Here is a 19,464-nt window from a genome sequence, read left to right on the forward strand (position 1 = left end):
GATGAGCCTGCTGCTGCCCGTTCTCTTCGCTTTTGCCGTCGGGCTCACAGCCTGCGGGCTTACCGGGTCCGTGATGGAACTGGCGGCGGGCCGCCGGCTTGCCTTTGCCGAACCTTATGTGTCGCCGGCGTACATCCTGCGCTCGCTGGCCGCGACCGCTTGCGCCGGTCCGTTCATGCTCGCCAACGATGCGCTCGATGCGCGGCGCGACGGCCGCATTTCGATGCTGATGCTGGTGTCCTGCGGCTGCACGGTGATCGCCTGGGCGCTGGCGCTGGGCATCGTGCTGATCGCCATTGCCTCCTGGGGCATTGGCTCTCCTGGTGCGCTTCAGCTGTTGGTGGAATCGCTGGCGCGGTATTTGCCTTGAGGCAATTGCTGGGGAAACCGCTACGCGGTTTTCCCAGGATTGTTCTAGGGTTTGTCCCGGCCTGCGACGAATCGGAGACTGGAAATGCCGACCTATGTAATCGACGGAAAATCGCCCCGTTTCGAGGATGCCGACAGCAACTGGATCGCGCCCGATGCGACGTTGATCGGCGACATCAGCGTCGGTCGCAATGCCGGCTTCTGGTTTGGCGTGGTCATCCGCGGCGACAACGAGGCGATCGTCATCGGCGCCGACAGCAATGTCCAGGAACACACGGTGATGCACACCGATCCCGGTTTTTCCCTGACGATCGGGCAGGGCTGCACGATCGGCCACCGCGCCTTGCTGCATGGCTGCACGATCGGCGACAACAGCCTGATCGGCATGGGCGTCATAGTCCTCAACGGCGCCAGGATCGGCAAGAATTGCCTGGTCGGCGCCGGCGCGCTGGTCACCGAAGGCAAGGAGTTCCCCGACAATTGCCTGATCGTCGGCTCGCCCGCGCGGGTGATCAGGACGCTGGACGACGCCGCGGTCGCCAGGCTGCGCGCCTCGGCCGCGCACTACGTCGCGAACGGCAAGCGCTTCAAGGCGGGGCTGAAGAAGGCCTGAACTCTATCCTGTTTGACGATGATCTTTTCCGAACGGCAGGTCAGCGCAGCAAAAACCGGTTCTCACTTTTCGCTGCCGAGGTCCTTCGGTTCGCGATCATGGTCCAGAAATGGTGGAGCCGGCCCGGGGACGGGGCCGGCTCCTTAAAACCCGGTCGTTGGGGACGGGGAGGGTGGGGACTCGACCGGGCTTTCTCGTTAGGCACGTCGCATTATTCGATGTGCTTGACCTCTGTGATGGCGTCCTAGCGGACGCTGGCAACCGCGTCGGCGCGACCGTCATTGATCGTCACCCACACGCCGGAATTCTGGTCGGACTGGCGCTTCAGGTAGGTGTAGTCGGTGTCGGTCCAGGACAGCACCTTGGACTCCAGATTGTCGAGGATGAACTCGCCGAGGCTGGTGCGCACGGTCAGCACCGCGTGGCCGTCGCCATTTTGTTGGCGCGCCACGGTCATCAAGAGATTGCCGGCGGGAACGCCGAGCGCCATCAATTCGCGGCGCTTCTCCAGCGCATAGTCCTCGCAGTCGCCGAAGCCGCTGTCGGGATAGGACCAGACCTCTTCCTTACCCCACATTTCCATATCGGTGCGCGGCACGATCCGGGTGTTGACCGAATTGTTGACGTCGACGATCGCCGCCCACAGCTTGCGGGTCAGTTCGACCGGTGCCTGCTTCGGCGTGCGCTGAGCGCACTCCTGCGGCAGCTTCTGGCAGAATTCGTAGTGACCGACCGGCTGTGTCGTGCGGCCGCCGGTGTGCATGTAGGCCGGTCCTGCTGCTTGCGCCGTTCCCCAAGCGGAAAGCTGCATCGCCATTGCCAAGAGCAACAGCTTGCCCCACGTCTTTGCCATTCGTCAGTCTCCCCGTTTGAGGAGACAATGACAGCGTTGGATTTATTTGACGCAAAAACCCGAAGTAGACATTGAGTAAAAGCTCAATAGAATACGCGTAAAATTTGACCTATTTTAATATAAAATCGTTCAGGTCTCGGCGTAAACCCGCGGTGTCGGGGCGCGGATTTCCGGGTGGAGCCGTGGATTTGCTGCGTGCCGCTACAAGCTGGAGAGGCAGGCGGAACGCCGGCAACAAAAAACCGGCCGCGCAGGGCCGGTTCGTTTTTGCTGCCTGTTGCCGATCGTTCAGGCGCGCGGGGCGTTGAACTCGGAATCGAGCGTTTCCGGGCGTTGGATGACGGCGAATTCGATGGCAACGCCATCCTCGAAATGACGCACCACCTGGCCACGCATGGTGCCCAGCATGACCTGGATGCCGAGCGCCGGCTTGACGTCGATCTCGACCGCCGCGCCCGACAGCGACAGGTCGATTATGCGGCACTGATACTGGCGCCCATCGGTGAGCTGCAGCACGCTTGTCGGGTTGCGCGGCGCCACGCGTTCGTGGCGGCGGTCTTCCGGCAGGTCGAGTTCATGCTTGTTGGCGAGCCAGGTCAACTGCGCGGCCAGTTTGTCCTTCTTGCGATCCGAGGCAATGACGGTCATGGCAAAGCCGTCCTGCGAAGTGCGCGTCACCACGCCCTCGATGCGGCCGATATGATCGATATAGGCAATGATTTTTTCGCCCGGCATGCCGACGCGCTCGGTGCGCAACGCGACATTGCCCGGTGACATATCGACGACCTGGCAAGGGTGTTCGGTGCGGTCCTCCAGCATGAAGCGCCCGTAGATCTTGACCCGGACGCGCTGAAAGTTACGCCTTTCGGCGCGGGACGGTGCGTATTCGACCGCCGCTGACCTCATGACTGCCTACACCCCGTTGGCATTCCCGCGTCGTGCGTGGAATCTCGGCAAAAACTACAGCCAAGCAGGTTAACAAAGGGGAAAAGTGGGCCCCCGATAGTTAAGATTAGCGCCGGCTTGGAGACTATTGCTCGCGCCCGCCGTCGAACACGACGAGGTGGCGGATACGGCGCGACCGACCGAGCGCCGAGATGGTCTCCGCCGCTTCGAGTTCGGTGGGAGCCAGCGAAGGAACGGATATTTCCGGACGGTTTTTCAGGAACATCGGTTCCTTGTCGGGAGCGATGACGCGGATGGCGTCGATCAGCGCGTCGGTGATCGGGTCGGCGCCCAGCCAGAACGGCTTTTCCACGGCGCTGATGACGCCGAGGCAGCGCGGGTTCTCGACGCCGCCGTCGAGCGGCAGCGCAAGCAACTCGAAGTGGTTGGACCGGCCGCTGCGGCTGAACCCCTCATAAGTGATCAGCACCACGGATTTCTGCTCGAAAACCCCGTGAATGAGGCGCGACACCAGCCGCTGGTCCTTCTCGCGCCATAGCGAGGGGAACGAAAAACCCTTGAGCTCGCGGCCGTAGCCGGCGCAAAGCCTGGTGCCGGCAAGCCGGAACACCGCTTCGCCGCGCGTATCCCTTTCCAGGATGAAGGTGTCGGCCAAAAGCGCCTTGATATCGGCCGGTTCGACTTCCGAACGCTTTGGGGCAGGACGTCCATCACGCAGGCGATTCCAATAATGGAACAGCGCGATTGATCCGTTCTGGTTCATGCTATGAAACTCCGCGCATTCTGCCGTCTGATGGTCCCATCGGTGAACAGAAAGGGCGCCCTCCGATGACCTACATGCGTTCCGGAGCAGGATGCGTGCCAGCGTCGTTAAGACTTGTTCACGGGTCGGGGACGTTAAGGTTAACAAATGGTTTACGTTGCGCGCACGGGCTCGCCATGGCACACCAAAACCACGCCAGAAGCGGTCGTTTCGCGACGACCAACAGCACTTCGGTCAATAGTTTAGGGGAGCAGGGGGCTCGACCAGCCGTTCAAGGGAAACCTTGGACGGCTTCTTTTTGATTCGCGGTTTGTGATTCGCGCTTTGTGATTCGTAGTTTGTGATTTGTCCGGGCATGGCCTAGATGCTCGCGACACGCAAATCCCTGGATCAGAGCATATGAGCGAACCGGCCGGCCCCCTGGAGACCGAACAGACCGCAGAGGCGCCGCCGCCGCGCCGCGAGCCGGTGTTCAACCTGCCACTGGCGGTGCTGGCGGTGATCGGCATCTGCGTTGCCGTCTTCCTGCTGCAGCAATATGTGCTGACCGAAGAGCAGCAGATAACATTGCTCACCGACGGCGCCTTCATTCCGGTCCTCTACACCGGCCAATACGGTTTCGACTGGTTCCTCTTCACCCGTCCTTTCACCTATGCCTTCATGCATGGTGGCGTTGCCCACATTGCCATCAACATGGTTGCGCTGGCCGCCTTCGGGTCGCCGCTGGCCAACCGTCTCGGCTGGTTCTGGTTCGCCTTGTTTTTCGCCGCTACCGGGCTGGCTGCGGTGGTGCTGTTCTGGGCGGTCCATCCATACGGCGAAGCACCGCTGGTCGGCGCTTCCGGGGCGATATCGGGCATGATGGGTGCGGCGGCTCGCTTCGGGTTCCGTACCGACCGCTCCTCCGGCAGGGCGGCCTTTGCCGGTCCCGTGCTGCCGATCGCAATCGTTTTGCGCATGCGCGGCGTCGTCAATTTTCTCGGCGCCTGGATGGTCATCAATCTCGCCACCGGCCTTTACGGTCTCGGGCTCGGAGAACCCGGCCAGATCGCCTGGGAAGCGCACATTGGCGGCCTCGTCGCAGGCTTCTTCGGGTTGCGCTGGTTCGACCGGCGCTGGCGGGCGCCTGAATGGGAGATCCCCGACGACCAGCGCACCCCCGACTAGCGCACTCTATTGGCGCAACCCACTGGCACACTTGAAAAGCAACCGATCACGGCGCACGATGTTCACTCTTATGTGAAGCCGGTCAGGGCGGGAGCTGGCTAGCCAATCAGGAGGAGGAGGACGCCATGACTGTTAAGGCAATTCTCGAGAGAAAAGGCCATGACGTGTTCACGCTCGGGCCGAATGTAAAGCTCAGCGAAGCCATTCGAATCCTGGCCGACCACAAGATCGGTGCACTGGTCATCACCAATGGCGATCGCAAGATCGTCGGCATCCTTTCCGAGCGTGACATCGTGCGGGTCGTCGCCAGGGAAGGCGCTGCCGCACTTGATATAACGGTACGCTCGGCGATGACGCCGAAAGTGAAGATCTGCAACGAGAACCACACGGTCAACGAGGTGATGGAGATCATGACCAAAGGCCGTTTCCGCCATCTGCCGGTGGAAAAGGACGGGCTGCTCGACGGTATCGTGTCGATCGGCGACGTGGTCAAGCGCCGCATCGAGGATGTCGAGCGCGAGGCCGACGAGATCAGGGCCTATATCGCAACGGCCTGACCTGACGAAGAGACCGCCGACCGAATTCCGGCCGGCGGCGTTCATTCATCGGTTGCCGAGCGGCCGAAAAGGGCTGAAAAGGCCAGCCCGCTGCTCTGCGCTGCTTTGGGCGCTTGTCTCGCGAAGCGGTTTGCACTAGCGAAGACCGATACCCAAATTCGCGAAAATCGCAGTTTTCGCGAGCCAAAAGCGCAGGCCACCATGACCCTTATCGATACCCGCACGCCCGATGCCAAACGTTTTATTCCCGGCGCTACCGGCGATTGGGAGATCATCATCGGCCTCGAGGTTCATGCGCAGGTGACCTCGGAAGCAAAGCTGTTTTCCGGGGCGTCGACGACTTTCGGCGCGGCGCCCAACGCCAATGTCAGCCTCGTCGACGCGGCCATGCCCGGCATGCTGCCGGTCATCAATGAGGAATGCGTCAAGCAGGCGATCCGCACCGGCCTCGGATTGAAGGCGCAGATCAACCACAAGTCGGTGTTCGACCGGAAAAACTATTTCTATCCCGACCTGCCGCAGGGCTACCAGATATCGCAGTTCAAGCAGCCGATCGTTGGCGAAGGCACGATCGTCATTTCGGTCGGTCCCGACCGGCAGGGCGAGTTCGAGGACATCGAGATCGGCATCGAGCGCCTGCACCTGGAGCAGGACGCCGGCAAGTCGATGCACGACCAGCATCCGACCATGTCCTATGTCGATCTCAACCGCTCCGGCGTGGCGCTGATGGAGATTGTCTCCAAGCCGGACATGCGCTCCGCCGACGAGGCCAAGGCGTATGTCACCAAGCTGCGCACCATCGTGCGCTATCTCGGCACTTGCGACGGCAACATGGACGAAGGCTCGATGCGCGCCGACGTCAACGTCTCCGTTCGCAAGCCCGGCGGCGAATTCGGTACGCGCTGTGAGATCAAGAACGTCAACTCGATCCGCTTCATCGGCCAGGCCATCGAGTTCGAGGCGCGCCGCCAGATCGCCATCCTCGAGGATGGCGGCAAGATCGATCAGGAAACCAGGCTGTTCGACGCCGTCAAAGGCGAGACGCGCTCGATGCGCAGCAAGGAAGAGGCGCATGACTACCGCTACTTCCCCGATCCCGACCTTTTGCCGCTGGAGTTCGATCAGGCCTATGTCGACGCGCTGGCCAAGGAGTTGCCGGAGCTGCCCGACGACAAGAAGGCGCGGCTGATCTCTTCACTTGGCCTGTCGACCTACGACGCCTCGATCCTGGTGTCGGAAAAGCCGATCGCCGACTATTTCGAGCAGGTGGCCTCGGGCCGCGACGGCAAGCTTGCCGCCAACTGGGTCATCAATGACCTGCTCGGCCAGCTTAACAAGGCCGGCAAGGACATTGAAAATGCTCCTGTAACACCGGAGCAGCTCGGTGCCGTGATCGACCTGATCAAGGAAGGCACCATCTCCGGCAAGATCGCCAAGGATCTGTTCGAGATCGTCTGGAACGAGGGCGGCGATCCGCGCCAGCTGGTCGAAAGCCGCGGCATGAAGCAGGTCACCGACACCGGCGCCATTGAGAAAGCGGTCGACGAGGTGATCGCTGCCAACCCCGACAAGGTCGAACAGGCTCGCGCCAAGCCGACCATGGCCGGCTGGTTCGTCGGCCAGGTGATGAAAGCCACCGGCGGCAAGGCCAACCCGCAGGCGGTCAACGATCTGGTCAAGGCCAAGCTCGGTATCGAATAGAACAATGTTCGTCCGCACCGCCAGCGAACGTGACCTTGCCGCCGTCCGCGCGCTGCTGGTCGAAACCTGGCACGCAACCTACGACGCGATCTATGGCGCCCAGCGGGTGACCGAAATTACCGATGACTGGCATTCGATCGCCTCGCTCAAGGCGCGGCTGACAAGGCCGAACTCGGAATTCCTGGTCGCCGATGACGGCAAGCGTATCGGCGGCATGGCTTTTGCCGCCGCAACGACGGATGCGAAGATCGTGCTGCTGAACCAGCTCTATGTACTGCCGGCCTGCCAGCGGCAAGGCATCGGCCAGGCCTTGCTGGACGAGGTCGAAGCCAGCTTTCCCGAGGCGAACAGGTTGCGGGTCGAGGTGGAAGAGGCCAACGTGCCGGCCATCGCCTTCTACCGTTCGAAGGGATTTTTGCCGGTCGGCAGCACAGCCGATTGCGGCGGCGGTTCGGGGTTGCCGGCGCTGATCTTCGAGAAGCCGCTGGGATAGGCGTCCGACGAAACGTTCAGTGCTGTCCCTTCAGCACGACCAGATAGCCGCGCTCCACCGGCTGCCGGAAGGCGATCTGTTCGGATGTGCCCGGATCTTTCGATTGCTTTTCGATGACGTAGCCGCCGGGATGAGACTTGAGCCATTCCTCAGGCTTGTCGGCGTTCTCGAATGGCTTCTCTATTCGCCCAAGGAAACCGACCTCGCCCTGATAGTCGTAAGCGACGGCCCAGTCGGCGTCCTTTCGTTCGTCGATGAAGCTCGCCAGCGGCGTGAGATCGTAGCGTTTGAACACGGTCGCCGAGGCGGCGGCGTGGCCGATGGCGAAAAGGGCAAGCATGACAAAGGCCGTCGCCCTCAGCCTGGCGACTGAAATCTCGGCCATGAAGTAGCCCAGCAGAATGGTCGCGAACGGTAGTGCCGGCACGACATAGTGCGGCTGCTTGCCGGATATGGCACTGAAGACCAGCAGCACCGCAATGAACGAGAACGACAGCAGGCGCAGGGCACGCAGATCCGGGGATTTCGTGTCGATCAGGCTGCGTATCCGGGCAGCCGGCTTTAGCCGCCACACCGGGGGGATAAAGGCCCAGGGCACGAACATGAGCGGCAACAGCATCAGGTAAAAGTAAAACGGCCGGCCATGCGAATTGTGCAGGCTTCCGGTAACCCGACCTGCCGACTGGTTCCACACGAGATCGTAGACGAAACTGCCCTTGGTCAGGATGGTCGCGGGCGCCAGCCATATGGCGACCGGGACAAGGGCGGCGAGAATTGCCAGGCCGGCTCCGGCAAAGAACTGCAAAGGGGCAAGGCCGGCTCGCCGGTCACGCCAGAGGGGATAGAGCAGGACGGGCGCGCCGATGTGAATGAGCACCACCGGGCCTTTGGCCAGCACGCCGAGCCCGATGAAGAGACCCGCCAGCACCGCCTGCCAGCGGTTGCCGGTCCTGGCGAAGCCCAGCAACGACAGCAGTGCGGCGACCACGCAGGCCGTCAAAAGCATGTCGAACAGGATCAGGGTCGAATAGATGACAAAGACGGTGCTGCCGGCCACCAGCCAGGGGATGCGGCTGGCGATGTCCTGGCGCTCGGGAAACAGGGTTTTGGCCAGAAGCGTCGTCAGCCAGATGACCAGCGACGAGGCGGCGAAGATGACGAGCATCGCCGCCGCGCGGCTCACGCCGAAGATGTTCCAAGAGAGATCGATGAGCCAGAACAACAGCGGCGGCTTCTGCAGATAGGGCGCAAAGTTCATCGTCGGTACGAAGACATGTCCACCGAGATACATCTCCCAGGTGACGCTGAGATAGCGCGTCTCATCGACCGGCAGTAGCGGACGGAAAGCGAGCGCGATGCAAAGCAGGGCCAGCAGGAAGAGGTAAGGCAGCAGCCGTTCAATTCGTGTCGGTATCAAGTTCGGGGACCGCCCAGGAAATCGTTTCCACGTCCGGTCGTGCACGATGCACCGTCTCCGGACCGGAGCAGAACCGCACCATGATTTTGGCCGAATTGCAACGATGCCGGCTTGGTATTGTGGATTACGCGTGCGTACCGGCAAATAGTTGAAAGATTTGACGATTGGCTCCGAGTATGGCTTCAGGCCGAGCGCAGCGGCGGCGTCAATTCGCGCATCAGGAGTTCCAGCTCTCGCTGGTCGCCGGTGGCGGTCTTGTCGAAGATGGTTGCCAGCTGTGATTTGACGGTGCCGTCCGAGACGCCGCTGGCAGCCGCGATTTCACGCCGTGTCAGCCCGGCGGCGACATGGCCGGCGACACGCTTTTCCGCTGCGGTCAGTCCGAACAGCGCAGCGATCGCTTCCAGCGCCGGCACTGATGCGGCGCCGGCGGCGGCAATGAAAATGGCCGCGGCGGCGCGCGGCGATATGCGGGCCGAAATGTCGCGTCGCGCCAGAGGCATGACATGCGCCACCGCCGGAGACATGGCCTTCACCAGCGGAATGTTGATGCCGGACGGTCCGAGCGCGAATTCGTCGCGCGTGCCGAGCTGGACGGCGCGGCCGATGGCGGTGTTGGCGTTGGCATAAGCGAAGGACAGCTGGCCGCGCACCGAGGACACTGAGGCGGTTTCGGTGAGCAGGGCTTCGGCTGCCGGATTGGCGAAAATGATCTGCATATCGTCGGCGACGATCAGCACTGGATGGTCGAGGCTCTCAAGGATCGAGCGAAAGATGTCGGCCTTGCGCCGCTCGGCCTCGAACAGGTCGCCGATGGTCACCGCACGCCGGACATGGGGGGCGAGCCTGGACATCAGGTCGATATCCCTGGCTGAAATCTGGGGCCTGTCCTTGTCGGTAACCACCATCAGCGTGCCGGTGCGCGCCGGCTGCTTCATCAGCGCTACCCAGAAGAAATCGTCGAGACGGTTGGGTTCCACCCACTCGCGCACGATGCGGCTTTCGAGCCAGTTCTGGCGGGCGTCAGGGCCTTGCAGGGCGTAGACGCTGTCGACGGTCAACGGTATGTCGACTTCCATCTTCGGCACCGCCTTGAAAAAGGGCACCTCGCAGGCGTAGTCGCGCTGCAGCGGCTCAAGCAGGACCGGATCGCCGCAGGAAGTCGAAAACCGGGCCGAGTTTCTCGCCGTATCGACGACCGCCAGCATGGCAAGCCGGCCGAGCGCCAATTTGCAGATTGATTCAAGCGTCGATGGCCAACGGCCGACATCGACAATCGAATCGTAGATTGCCTCGACGATCTGCGGCAGGGCGCGACCGACTATGTTGGCCTGGACAGACACGTAGAGCCTCGTAAGGATTGCAGCGTAGTGGCAGGTCACACACTGTCTCTGCCTGGGGTCGCACACAACATAGCCGGCTTGGTTACGTCTGTGAAACGTCTCACAGCGGCGTTCGGTGTATCGTGAGCGCTTACGGGCTGGCCAGAACGTACCTGATGAGCCGTTGTCTAAGAGCGCTCGGGCCGCTCTGCGATACAAATCAAAGTGAACGGAATTGGAATTTTTCAGGGAATAAATGAGTAAACTTCCACATTGTCGATCAACCTGGTTCTGCCAAGCCACGCCGCGGCAAGCAGGCGGCCATCGCCGTCACGCCGCCACGAGGTGAGCGTCAGGCTCTCGCGCGCGGCGACATAGTCGACGCTGTCGAAGCCTGCCTCGAGAAGCGCGGCAGTGGCTTTACCGGTCACGCCGTTTTCATCGGCACCGGCCGCGAGCGCTGCCGCCGTCTGGCGCAAGATGACATTGAGCTGTCGCGCGACGTCGAGCTCGGCGGCGTCGAGATAGGCGTTGCGCGACGACATTGCCAGGCCATGCGCATCGCGCACGGTTGGCGCGCCGACGATTTCCACCGGAAGGTCAAGATCGCGGCAGAGCTTTCGGACGACGCAAAGCTGCTGGTAGTCTTTTTCGCCGAAGATGGCGTAGTCGGGCAGGGCTTGCAGAAAGAGCTTGGCCACGACCGTGGCGACGCCCTCGAAGAAGGTCGGCCTGAAATCCGATTCCAGGCCAGAAGACGGGCCGCCGACCGAAATCTTCGTCGCAAAGCCTGCCGGATACATTTCGGAAACCGTAGGCGTGAAGGCAAGCTGTGCGCCGGCCTCGGTCAGCCGGTCGAGATCGCGGGCCAGCTGCCGCGGATACTTGTCGAGATCTTCAGTGGGGGCGAACTGGGCCGGGTTGACGAAGATGGAGACGACGCAGCGATCGGCCGTTGCGAGCGCAGCCCCGACCAGCGAGATATGGCCGTCATGCAAAGCGCCCATGGTCGGCACCATGGCGACGCTCAGGCCTTCGCGCCGCCATTCGCGGATCTGCGCGCGAAGGCCGGGCACGGTGTCGACGACGAGCGGCTGGCGGATGGGGGGCCGGTTCATGCCTTGTCCTTGTCGCTCGCGGCTGAAAAGACGTGGCCCGGCCCGGGGAAGGTGCGGCTGCGCACCTCCGCCGCATAACGCGCCGCGGCATCGGCGACAGCGCTGCGCAAATCGGCGTATTCCTTGACGAATTTCGGCACCCGGTCGACCGTCAGGCCGACCATGTCGTCGATGACCAGGATCTGGCCGTCGCAATCGCGGCTGGCGCCGATGCCGATGGTAGGAATGGTAATGTGCCGGGTGAGGTCGGCGGCAACGGTCTCGACCGTGCCTTCGATGACCAGCGAAAACGCGCCGGCCTTTGCGACCGCGTCGGCGTCGCGCATGAGCGCGGCCACATTCTCCGGCGTGCGGCCCTTGATCTTGTAGCCACCGTCCTTTTCCACCGATTGCGGCTGCAAGCCGATATGGCCCATCACTGGAATGCCGGCCGTGACGATTGCGGCGATCTGGAGGGCTACTTCGACGCCGCCTTCCAGCTTCACCGCCTCGCAGCCGGTTTCCTCAGAGATGCGGCGCGCCGAGGCAAGGGCTTGCGCGGCCGAAGTCTCGTAGCTGCCGGCCGGCATGTCGACCACCACGCAGGCCTTTGACGAACCGCGCATCACGGCCTGGCCATGGGCGATCATCATCTCCAGCGAGGCGCCGAGCGTGGTCTTGTGGCCATGCAGCACCATGGCAACGCTGTCGCCGACCAGGAGAAGGTCGACATGATCGTCGAGCAGGCGGGCGACGGGATAGGTGTAAGCGGTAAGGCATACGACCGGCACGCCGCCCTTGCGGGCGCGTATTGTCTCCGCACTGATCCTGGCGACAGCTAAGGCCATTCCTCACCTCCCGCAGCCGGCGTTGACTACAGCGCCGCGCGTCCCGTGGACGCGCAAAGGACGCTGTAGCACTTTGGTTTGCGCATGATCCTTTCCGAAAATCGATTTCGATTTTCGGGGTCATGCGGCAGCGCCGGGCGATGAGAGCTTTAGGAAGACGCAGCCGGCTTGGCAAGCGTCGGTTCGCAGGTGCGAAATGGATCGGCCAATGACCGAGCGTTTCGGCATGCCGTCAGTGCCGCAGGCGCCGCAAAACCCTTGCCTTCGCCAAGGCCTGACGCCATAAGCAGGGAACAGCCACCGCCGCGCGCCCGCGAGGATCTGAATGAAAACTTTCCTTCTGCAGTTTTTCACCTGGTGGAACCGCCAGACGCTGGGAACCCGTTTTCACACCTGGCGCCACGGCAACAAGGTCGGCCAGGATGGGGCCGGCAATGTCTACTACGAAGGCGGCGTCGATTCGGAAGGCCGCACCCGCCGCTGGATCATCTACGCCAATTATTCGGAGGCGTCGGCGATCCCTCCGGGCTGGCACGGCTGGATGCATCACCGCGTCGATGTGGCGCCGCCAAGCGACGACTATCGGCCGCGCGAATGGGAAAAGGCGCATGAGCCGAACCTCACGGGAACACCGGCGGCTTATCGCCCGAAGGGTTCCGTGCTCACCAATCAGCACCGTCCGCAGGTGACGGGCGACTACGATGCGTGGACGCCTGGTTCTTGACCGCCGGCCGGTCCTTTGTCGCCACAATTGGCGTTTAGCTGCTTGCTGATATGACAACGGCGAATAGCCTTGGGCGTGACAGAATCACCCGGGCCCAAACCACCGGTATCTCCGCATGAACATTTTCAGCCTGACATCGATGGCCGGACTGGCGGCAATTGGCGCTGTCGCCATGTTCCCGACAGCGTTTGCCGCGGCGCAGGCGCCTGCGGCAGCACCCGCAATCTCCGATCGCATCACCAATCCGGTCGCCGAATTTGCCGGCATCGACAAGATCACCGGCCGTATCATCACCTTCGATGTCTACATCGACGAAACCGTGCAGTTCGGCGCTTTGCAGGTGACGCCGCGCATCTGCTATTCGCGGCCGGAGAATGAAGAGCCGAAGACCGATTCCTTCGTCGAAGTCGACGAAATCACGCTCGACCGCAAGATCCGCCGCATCTTCACCGGCTGGATGTTCGCCGAGAGCCCCGGCCTAAACGCCGTCGAGCACGCCGTCTATGACGTCTGGCTAAAGGGCTGCAAGCAGAAGTCGGATGTGCCGCCGCCCGACGCGGCCAATGCCGAGACGCCCAAGGTCGACACGTCCAAGCCAAAGCCCGCCGCTGCTCCGGCCGCCGAACAGCCGGACCCTACGGAACCTGACGCGACCAACACCAACTGATCCTCCGGAACCGTGGTGGCAACTATGCGTTGGGCCATGGACGATGACGCATTTATGCGCTTGGAGGATATTCTGATGTCGGACAGCAAACGGATCACGGCCAGCAAAGACGACCTGCTCGAACTCGAAAAGGGGTTCTGGACGGGCGACGAAGCTTACTACGCCGCCAATGTCGACACAGAATGCCTGGTAGCATTTCCTGAGATGGCACAGGCAATGGACAATGCCGATCTGGCCAAGACCGCGACCAAGCCCAACCGCTGGCGCGACCTTCAGATCGACCTCAAGGGTATCATCGAGCCCGGCAGCGACATTATCATGCTGACCTATGAGGCTCATGCGACACGAGAAAACGGCGAGCCCTACGCCGCGTTGGTCAGCACTGGCTATGTTCATCGTGTCAACGGCTGGAAGATGATGTTCCATTCGCAGACGCCGATGGAAACCGCGAAGGGCTGACCCCTTTCACCTGTCGAGCCGGCTCGGCCGCTCGGTCTCCGGTCAGGGATAAAAAACGGCTTCGCCCTTCAGCGCGTCGGCCAACATCTTCTCGTATTTGACGCGCGGCACGTCGACCGCGCCGAAGCGTTTGAGATGCTCAGTGGTGAATTGCGTGTCGAGCAGGGCAAAGCCGCGCGCCTTCAGCCGCTCGACCAGATGATACAGGCAGGTCTTGGACGCGTCGGTTTCCCGGGCGAACATGCTTTCGCCGAAGAACACGCGACCGAGCGAGACGCCATAGAGGCCGCCGACCAGCCGTTCCTCGCGCCATGCCTCGACCGAATGGCAGTGCCCCAGACGGTGCAGCTCGATATAGGCTTCGCGGATCGGCGCGTTGATCCAGGTCGAGCGGCGCTCCTCGCGCTTTTCGGCGCAGCCGTCGATCGTCGCCTCGAAATCGAAATCGAAGCGGATGTCGAACGGGTGCTTGCGAATTGTCTTCCGCAAGCTCTTCGGCGTGTGGAAGCCATCGAGCGGTATGATGCCGCGCGTCTCCGGCCGCACCCAGAACACTTCCGGGTCGGAAGCGCTCTCGGCCATCGGGAAGACGCCCGAGGCATAGGCCTTGAGCAACAGGTCGGTCGGAATGCGATAGCCGGGAGCGTAAGGACGGGTCATCGCGGCATCATAGCGGCAAGTCGGGCGCTATTCCTCTTTGGCCAGATACTTTTCCAGCCAGTGGATGTCGTAGTCGCCATTGGCGATATCGGCATTGCCGACCAGGTCGCGGAACAGCGGCAGCGTCGTCTTGATGCCGTCGACGACGAACTCGTCGAGCGCCCGCCGTAGCCGCATCATGCATTCGACGCGGTTGCGGCCGTGCACGATCAGCTTGCCGATCAGGCTGTCATAATAGGGCGGGATCTTGTAGCCGGAATAGACACCGGAATCGACGCGGATGCCGAGACCGCCAGGCGTGTGGAAATGTGTAATCGTGCCGGGCGAAGGCGTGAAGGTGCGCGGGTCCTCGGCATTGATGCGGCATTCTATGGCGTGGCCGTTGAACTTGATGTCCTCCTGGCGCACCGAAAGCCCGCCGCCGGAGGCAACGCGGATCTGTTCGTGGACGAGATCGATGCCGGTGATCGCCTCCGTCACCGGATGCTCGACCTGCAGCCGCGTGTTCATCTCGATGAAGTAGAACTCGCCATTCTCGTACAGGAATTCGATGGTGCCTGCGCCGGAGTAGCCGAGGTCGGCGATGGCCTTGGCACAGATATTGCCGATGCGGGCGCGCTCCTCGGCGTTGAGGGCCGGCGAGGGCGCCTCTTCCCAGACTTTCTGGTGGCGGCGTTGCAGCGAACAGTCGCGCTCGCCGAAATGCACGCCGCGGCCGGCGCCGTCGCCGAATACCTGCACCTCGATGTGGCGCGGCTTTTCCAAGTATTTCTCGATGTAGACGGCATCGTCGCCGAAGGCGGCTCCCGCTTCCGTGCTCGCTGTCTGCAAGGCGATCTCGAGGTCAGCCTCGGTAAGGGCGACCTTCATACCGCGCCCGCCACCGCCTGCCGATGCCTTGATGATCACGGGATAGCCGATCTCGGCGGCAATGCGCCTGGCTTCCTTTTGATCGGTGACGGCGCCGTCGGAGCCCGGCACAACCGGAATGCCGAGCCGCTTTGCGGTGCGCTTGGCCTCGATCTTGTCGCCCATGATGCGGATGTGGTCGCCCGACGGGCCGATGAAGGTGATGTTGTGGGCGGCGAGAATGTCGGCGAACTTGGCGTTTTCCGACAGGAAGCCATAGCCCGGATGCACGGCATCGGCGCCTGTGATCTCGCAGGCTGCGACGATCTGGTGGATGTTGAGATAGCTGTCGCGCGACGGCGGCGGACCGATGCACACGCTTTCGTCGGCGAGCCTGACATGCATGGCGTCAGCGTCGGCGGTCGAATGCACGACCACGGTCTGGATGCCGAGTTCCTTGCAGGCGCGCAGCACCCGAAGCGCGATTTCGCCGCGGTTGGCGATGAGGATCTTCTGGAACATCCGGCCCGCTCTACTCGATCACGACGAGCGGCATGCCGTACTCGACCGGCTGGCCGTCCTCGAACAGGATCGCCGTCACCGTGCCGGCGCGCGGCGAAGGGATCTGGTTCATCGTCTTCATCGCTTCGATGATCAGCAGCGTCTGGCCTTCCTTGACCTTCTGGCCGACTTCGATGAAGGCCTTGGCGTCGGGCGAGGGCGCGAGATAAGCGGTGCCGACCATCGGCGAGGGGACCGCGTTCTTGGACGGATCGGCCACTGCTGGTGCGGCAGCCGCGCCCGCCGCGGGCTGCTGCGCTGCCGGAGCATAACCGGCCTGCGGTGCGGCGATGGCGTGGACGGCCGGCGCCTGGCGCGACACGCGCACCTTCAGGTCGCCGAGCTCGACTTCGATCTCGGTGAGATTGGTGTCGTTCAGTATGCCCGCGAGATCGCGGATCAGTTGCTGGTCAACACCGGTCTTCTTTATCGACATTTTCGAGCCTTCTGTTTGTGGGCCGGTCATAGGCGTGCCGCCAGCGCCTGCAGCGCCAGCGAGTAGCCAAGCGGCCCGAACCCGCAGATCATGCCGACAGCGACCGGCGCGACCATGGAGACGTGGCGGAATGGTTCCCGCGCGTGGATGTTGGAGAGGTGAACTTCGGCGACGGGCAGCGGCGCGACAGCGCGGATGGCGTCGTGAATGGCAATCGAGGTGTGGCTGTAGGCACCCGGATTGATGACGATGCCGGCTGCCTTGTCGCCGGCTTCCTGGATCCAGTCGACGAGGTCGCCCTCATGGTTCGACTGGCGAAAATCAATCTCGAGGCCAAGGGCGGCGCCCGCCTGCTTACAGTCGTCGGCGATCGCGGCAAGCGTCTTGCCGCCATAGATGCCCGGCTCGCGCTTGCCGAGCGCGTTCAGGTTGGGGCCGTTCAGGACGAAAATCGTTTTCAAAAATGCCGACCTTTTCCGACGCCGGCCTCAAGCCGGCGCGCAGGGCCTTCTATAATGGGCATAGCCGCCCGCGGAAAGAGCACAAGTGCGATCTTTCACTGTCCACAACAGGCGGAAATGTGCCCGTGAGAAGGCTCGCGTGCAAGATCAGAGCGCGGCTTTCGCCGCCTCGATCTTTTCGGCCAGCACTTCCTGGCCGAGCGCGCCGAACACCACTTCATTGCCGACGACATAGGACGGCGTTCCGGTGATGGCCAGCTTGTTGGCGAGGTCGAAGGTCTTGGAGAAGGCCTCGGTGATGGTCGGGTCCTTCATCTTGTCGCGCAATTTCGCCTCATCGGCGCCTAGCGACAGCGCAACCTTGATGGCCGCCGCCTCGGTGGCGCGGCCCTGGCCGCCGAGCAGGGCGTTGTGGAACTCGCCGTATTTCTCCGGATGCATCAGGTGGAAAGCCATCGAGACGACGCTGGCCTTTTGCGAATCCGGCCCGAGGATCGGGAATTCCTTGAGCACGAAGCGCAGCTCCGGATCGGCCTTTGTCAGAGCCTGCATGTCGTCGATGGCGCGTTTGCAGAAGCCGCAATTGTAGTCGTAGAATTCGACGATGGTGACCTTGCCCTTCGGATTGCCGACGACGCCGTCGAAGGTCGAGTTGAAAATCTCGGACTTGGCCTTCTCGATGACGCCGAGGCTGGCTATGCGCTGCTCTTCCTTCTGCTTGGCCTCGAGCGCCTCCTGCACTTCGAGCAGCACTTCGGGGTTCTTCAGGAGATAGTCGCGGATAATGCCCTCGACCTCAGTGCGATCGATCTTGGTGTCGGCAGAGGCGGTCTGCACGGTCTGCGCCGTGCCGGCCTTGGCCACCTGCGGACTGCCGGCGACGAACCCGAAAGCGAGCATGGCAAGAGCAGCCGCCACTCCCGTCGTGCCGAGCAATATTGCCTTGTTCATCGTCTCATCCTCTTTACCGGTTCCGGTCTATCCTAGTCGCCGCGGGCGACCGGAAGGTTCATTTCTTGAGTTTGCCTGAAGGGTTGTAGTTTATGATGTCCTGCGCCCGAATCCAGCCGGGCTCGCCGCGCTTCAAGTCTTTTTGCGCGCGCATGGCGAAAATTTTCGCATTCGTGTAATCGCCGGAATAAAAGTGGCCCTCGGCGGTGGCGAGTTCCGCCGCCGGAATGTTGCCAAGCTCGCCATAGGCCTGGGCGAGATAGCGGTATCCGACCGTGTTTTCCTTGTCGCGCCCGAGACCGTTGTTGATCTGCACCACCGCCTTCTTCAGCGAGTCGGGCGTGCCGATGGCCATCAGCGCCTGGCCGAGGGAAACGGGCAACAGGCCCGACCTCACCGGATCGAGGCTGACCGCCTTGGCATAGGCGTCCGCGGCGTCCTTGGGCTTGTTGGCCTTCATCAGTATGTCGCCGCGCATTTCCTGGAAGTAGGGGTTCTTCGGCTGTTCCTTGATCAATGCATTGGCCTTGGTCAGTGCTGCACCCAGATTGCCGTAGAGATAGGCCATCTGCGCTTCGCCATAGCGCGAGGCGAGGCTGCCCGGGGCCTTGCGGATCAGCCGCGTGGCGGCGGCCTGGCCGCCCATATAGGCGGCGATCTTGATGCGCATCATGTCGTGCCGCTGCTGCAGTGCCGGCGGATCGACCTTGTCGACGTTAGGGCTCTGCTTGACCAGCACTTCGAGATTGGCGATGCGCTCCTGCGGCATCGGGTGGCTGATGCGGTAGGGATCGACCTGCGTGCCGGAAAGCGACAGCGCGCTCTGGAAGCGGGCGAAGGTCTTCAGCATGCCCATGCCGGACTGGCCGGTGGCATTGAGATAGGTGATGGCAGAGCGGTCGGCGGTCGACTCTTCGGTGCGCTGGTAGGCAAGAATGCTGCGCTGCGCCATCTCGCCGCCGCCCGCGGCCACGCCCATGCCGGCGCCGGCAAGGCCGCGGCTGTTGGTGGTGGCGCCGGCAACGATGGCGCCGGCGCCAAGCAGCGTGGCGATGATGGCCATGGTCTTGGCGCGCTCGAGCTGGTCGCGTAATTTCTGCTGATGGCCGCCTGCGATGTGGCCGGCCTCATGGGCGATGACGCCGATGATCTCGTTGGGCGTTTCTGCCTGCATCAGCGCGCCGGTGTTGATGAACAGCCGGCGCCCGGTGACGAAGGCGTTGAAGCTCTGATCGTTGACCAGAACGATATCGACACCGTCATTGGCAAGACCGGCCGCCTTGAAGATCGGCCGCGCATAGTCGCGCACCAGCGCCTCGATCTCGGCATCGCGCACGACCGGCACCGCCTGCGCGAAGGCCGTCACCGAGCCGGTTACAGCGACGGCGGCGGCAAGCAAAAGCGTCGCAAAGCCGCGCGCTGTCTTCCTGATGGAAGATTTGGACATCGTTGATTTGGGTCGGCTCTGCATGAGGTCCACTGGTAAACGAGCGCGCGAACGATGAAAAGTCACGGCACCGAAACTAGGCGAACTTGTGATCCTCACATCAATCGGGCATTTGTGCGGCGCTGCCGCCGGTTGATGGCTTC

General features: G+C 62.6%; 22 protein-coding genes. 9 read left to right on the forward strand and 13 right to left on the reverse strand.

Annotated features, from left to right (window positions below; genetic code table 11):
* Nucleotide 1: 1 nt before the first annotated feature.
* Nucleotides 2-370, forward strand: coding sequence for a DUF6949 family protein (locus NKI10_RS20910; protein ID WP_023734415.1), 369 nt, complete (start codon nucleotides 2-4; stop codon nucleotides 368-370).
* A gap of 84 nt (nucleotides 371-454) precedes the next feature.
* Nucleotides 455-982, forward strand: coding sequence for a gamma carbonic anhydrase family protein (locus NKI10_RS20915; RefSeq protein WP_352861752.1), 528 nt, complete (start codon nucleotides 455-457; stop codon nucleotides 980-982).
* Nucleotides 983-1,226: 244 nt separating this feature from the next.
* Here NKI10_RS20915 and NKI10_RS20920 read toward each other — a convergent pair whose 3' ends face one another.
* The 3 genes from NKI10_RS20920 to NKI10_RS20930 form a co-directional block, all read right to left on the reverse strand.
* Nucleotides 1,227-1,835 carry a transglutaminase-like cysteine peptidase gene (locus NKI10_RS20920; RefSeq protein WP_023695381.1) on the reverse strand — a complete coding sequence of 203 codons (609 nt, stop codon included), beginning with the start codon at nucleotides 1,833-1,835 and terminating at the stop codon, nucleotides 1,227-1,229.
* Between the two features lie 288 nt (nucleotides 1,836-2,123).
* Nucleotides 2,124-2,741 carry a PilZ domain-containing protein gene (locus tag NKI10_RS20925; protein WP_023667501.1) on the reverse strand — a complete coding sequence of 206 codons (618 nt, stop codon included), beginning with the start codon at nucleotides 2,739-2,741 and terminating at the stop codon, nucleotides 2,124-2,126.
* Nucleotides 2,742-2,865: 124 nt separating this feature from the next.
* A complete protein-coding gene (locus tag NKI10_RS20930; protein WP_352861754.1) occupies nucleotides 2,866-3,504 on the reverse strand; it encodes a PAS domain-containing protein in 639 nt (212 codons plus the stop codon).
* A 399-nt stretch (nucleotides 3,505-3,903) separates the two neighbouring features.
* Between NKI10_RS20930 and NKI10_RS20935 the strand changes: the two genes are divergently transcribed.
* The 4 genes from NKI10_RS20935 to NKI10_RS20950 all read left to right on the forward strand — a co-directional run bounded on the left by NKI10_RS20935 (nucleotide 3,904) and on the right by NKI10_RS20950 (nucleotide 7,422).
* Nucleotides 3,904-4,671: a rhomboid family intramembrane serine protease gene (locus NKI10_RS20935; protein WP_352861756.1), complete on the forward strand. Its 768-nt coding sequence runs from the start codon at nucleotides 3,904-3,906 to the stop codon at nucleotides 4,669-4,671.
* A gap of 125 nt (nucleotides 4,672-4,796) precedes the next feature.
* Nucleotides 4,797-5,228 carry a CBS domain-containing protein gene (locus NKI10_RS20940; protein ID WP_023667498.1) on the forward strand — a complete coding sequence of 144 codons (432 nt, stop codon included), beginning with the start codon at nucleotides 4,797-4,799 and terminating at the stop codon, nucleotides 5,226-5,228.
* Nucleotides 5,229-5,429: 201 nt separating this feature from the next.
* On the forward strand, nucleotides 5,430-6,929 hold the full coding sequence (gatB, locus tag NKI10_RS20945) for an Asp-tRNA(Asn)/Glu-tRNA(Gln) amidotransferase subunit GatB (RefSeq protein ID WP_023715796.1): 1,500 nt from the start codon (nucleotides 5,430-5,432) through the stop codon (nucleotides 6,927-6,929).
* 4 nt (nucleotides 6,930-6,933) lie between these two features.
* Nucleotides 6,934-7,422 carry a GNAT family N-acetyltransferase gene (locus tag NKI10_RS20950; protein ID WP_023830703.1) on the forward strand — a complete coding sequence of 163 codons (489 nt, stop codon included), beginning with the start codon at nucleotides 6,934-6,936 and terminating at the stop codon, nucleotides 7,420-7,422.
* A gap of 16 nt (nucleotides 7,423-7,438) precedes the next feature.
* Here NKI10_RS20950 and NKI10_RS20955 read toward each other — a convergent pair whose 3' ends face one another.
* The 4 genes from NKI10_RS20955 to panB all read right to left on the reverse strand — a co-directional run bounded on the left by NKI10_RS20955 (nucleotide 7,439) and on the right by panB (nucleotide 12,106).
* A complete protein-coding gene (locus tag NKI10_RS20955) occupies nucleotides 7,439-8,839 on the reverse strand; it encodes an ArnT family glycosyltransferase (RefSeq protein ID WP_352861759.1) in 1,401 nt (466 codons plus the stop codon).
* A 182-nt stretch (nucleotides 8,840-9,021) separates the two neighbouring features.
* Entirely contained in the window at nucleotides 9,022-10,182 is a 1,161-nt protein-coding gene (locus tag NKI10_RS20960) for a helix-turn-helix transcriptional regulator (RefSeq protein WP_023681503.1), read from the reverse strand.
* 224 nt (nucleotides 10,183-10,406) lie between these two features.
* The gene (panC, locus tag NKI10_RS20965) at nucleotides 10,407-11,279 is read right to left on the reverse strand and encodes a pantoate--beta-alanine ligase (protein ID WP_444849040.1); all 873 of its coding nucleotides are present in this window, start codon (nucleotides 11,277-11,279) and stop codon (nucleotides 10,407-10,409) included.
* On the reverse strand, nucleotides 11,276-12,106 hold the full coding sequence (panB, locus tag NKI10_RS20970) for a 3-methyl-2-oxobutanoate hydroxymethyltransferase (RefSeq protein WP_023681501.1): 831 nt from the start codon (nucleotides 12,104-12,106) through the stop codon (nucleotides 11,276-11,278). The genes panC and panB overlap by 4 nt, the downstream gene beginning before the upstream one ends.
* Before the next feature lie 325 nt (nucleotides 12,107-12,431).
* On the opposite strand from panB, the gene NKI10_RS20975 reads away from it, so the two are divergent.
* The 3 genes from NKI10_RS20975 to NKI10_RS20985 all read left to right on the forward strand — a co-directional run bounded on the left by NKI10_RS20975 (nucleotide 12,432) and on the right by NKI10_RS20985 (nucleotide 13,956).
* Complete coding sequence (locus tag NKI10_RS20975; protein WP_023710575.1) at nucleotides 12,432-12,830, forward strand: NADH:ubiquinone oxidoreductase subunit NDUFA12; 399 nt, start codon at nucleotides 12,432-12,434, stop codon at nucleotides 12,828-12,830.
* Nucleotides 12,831-12,945: 115 nt separating this feature from the next.
* Nucleotides 12,946-13,497 (forward strand): DUF2155 domain-containing protein, encoded by a 552-nt coding sequence (locus NKI10_RS20980; protein WP_023681499.1) that lies wholly within the window; start codon nucleotides 12,946-12,948, stop codon nucleotides 13,495-13,497.
* Nucleotides 13,498-13,572: 75 nt separating this feature from the next.
* Complete coding sequence (locus NKI10_RS20985; protein ID WP_023667489.1) at nucleotides 13,573-13,956, forward strand: hypothetical protein; 384 nt, start codon at nucleotides 13,573-13,575, stop codon at nucleotides 13,954-13,956.
* 42 nt (nucleotides 13,957-13,998) lie between these two features.
* On the opposite strand, the gene aat is transcribed toward NKI10_RS20985, so the two are convergent.
* From aat to NKI10_RS21015, 6 genes are all read right to left on the reverse strand, one after another.
* Nucleotides 13,999-14,616, reverse strand: a complete 618-nt coding sequence (gene aat / locus NKI10_RS20990) for a leucyl/phenylalanyl-tRNA--protein transferase (RefSeq protein WP_023681498.1) — start codon at nucleotides 14,614-14,616, stop codon at nucleotides 13,999-14,001.
* Between the two features lie 27 nt (nucleotides 14,617-14,643).
* Nucleotides 14,644-15,987, reverse strand: coding sequence for an acetyl-CoA carboxylase biotin carboxylase subunit (gene accC, locus NKI10_RS20995; protein WP_023681497.1), 1,344 nt, complete (start codon nucleotides 15,985-15,987; stop codon nucleotides 14,644-14,646).
* A gap of 10 nt (nucleotides 15,988-15,997) precedes the next feature.
* Nucleotides 15,998-16,462, reverse strand: coding sequence for an acetyl-CoA carboxylase biotin carboxyl carrier protein (gene accB, locus NKI10_RS21000; RefSeq protein WP_023681496.1), 465 nt, complete (start codon nucleotides 16,460-16,462; stop codon nucleotides 15,998-16,000).
* Nucleotides 16,463-16,488: 26 nt separating this feature from the next.
* Nucleotides 16,489-16,923: a type II 3-dehydroquinate dehydratase gene (aroQ, locus tag NKI10_RS21005; protein WP_023667485.1), complete on the reverse strand. Its 435-nt coding sequence runs from the start codon at nucleotides 16,921-16,923 to the stop codon at nucleotides 16,489-16,491.
* A 147-nt stretch (nucleotides 16,924-17,070) separates the two neighbouring features.
* On the reverse strand, nucleotides 17,071-17,874 hold the full coding sequence (locus NKI10_RS21010; protein WP_352861763.1) for a DsbA family protein: 804 nt from the start codon (nucleotides 17,872-17,874) through the stop codon (nucleotides 17,071-17,073).
* A 58-nt stretch (nucleotides 17,875-17,932) separates the two neighbouring features.
* The gene (locus tag NKI10_RS21015) at nucleotides 17,933-19,345 is read right to left on the reverse strand and encodes a M48 family metalloprotease (protein WP_352861765.1); all 1,413 of its coding nucleotides are present in this window, start codon (nucleotides 19,343-19,345) and stop codon (nucleotides 17,933-17,935) included.
* Between the last annotated feature and the right edge of the window lie 119 nt (nucleotides 19,346-19,464).

Origin of the sequence: Mesorhizobium sp. M0802, from assembly GCF_040320115.1 — a bacterium.
Lineage (GTDB): Bacteria > Pseudomonadota > Alphaproteobacteria > Rhizobiales > Rhizobiaceae > Mesorhizobium.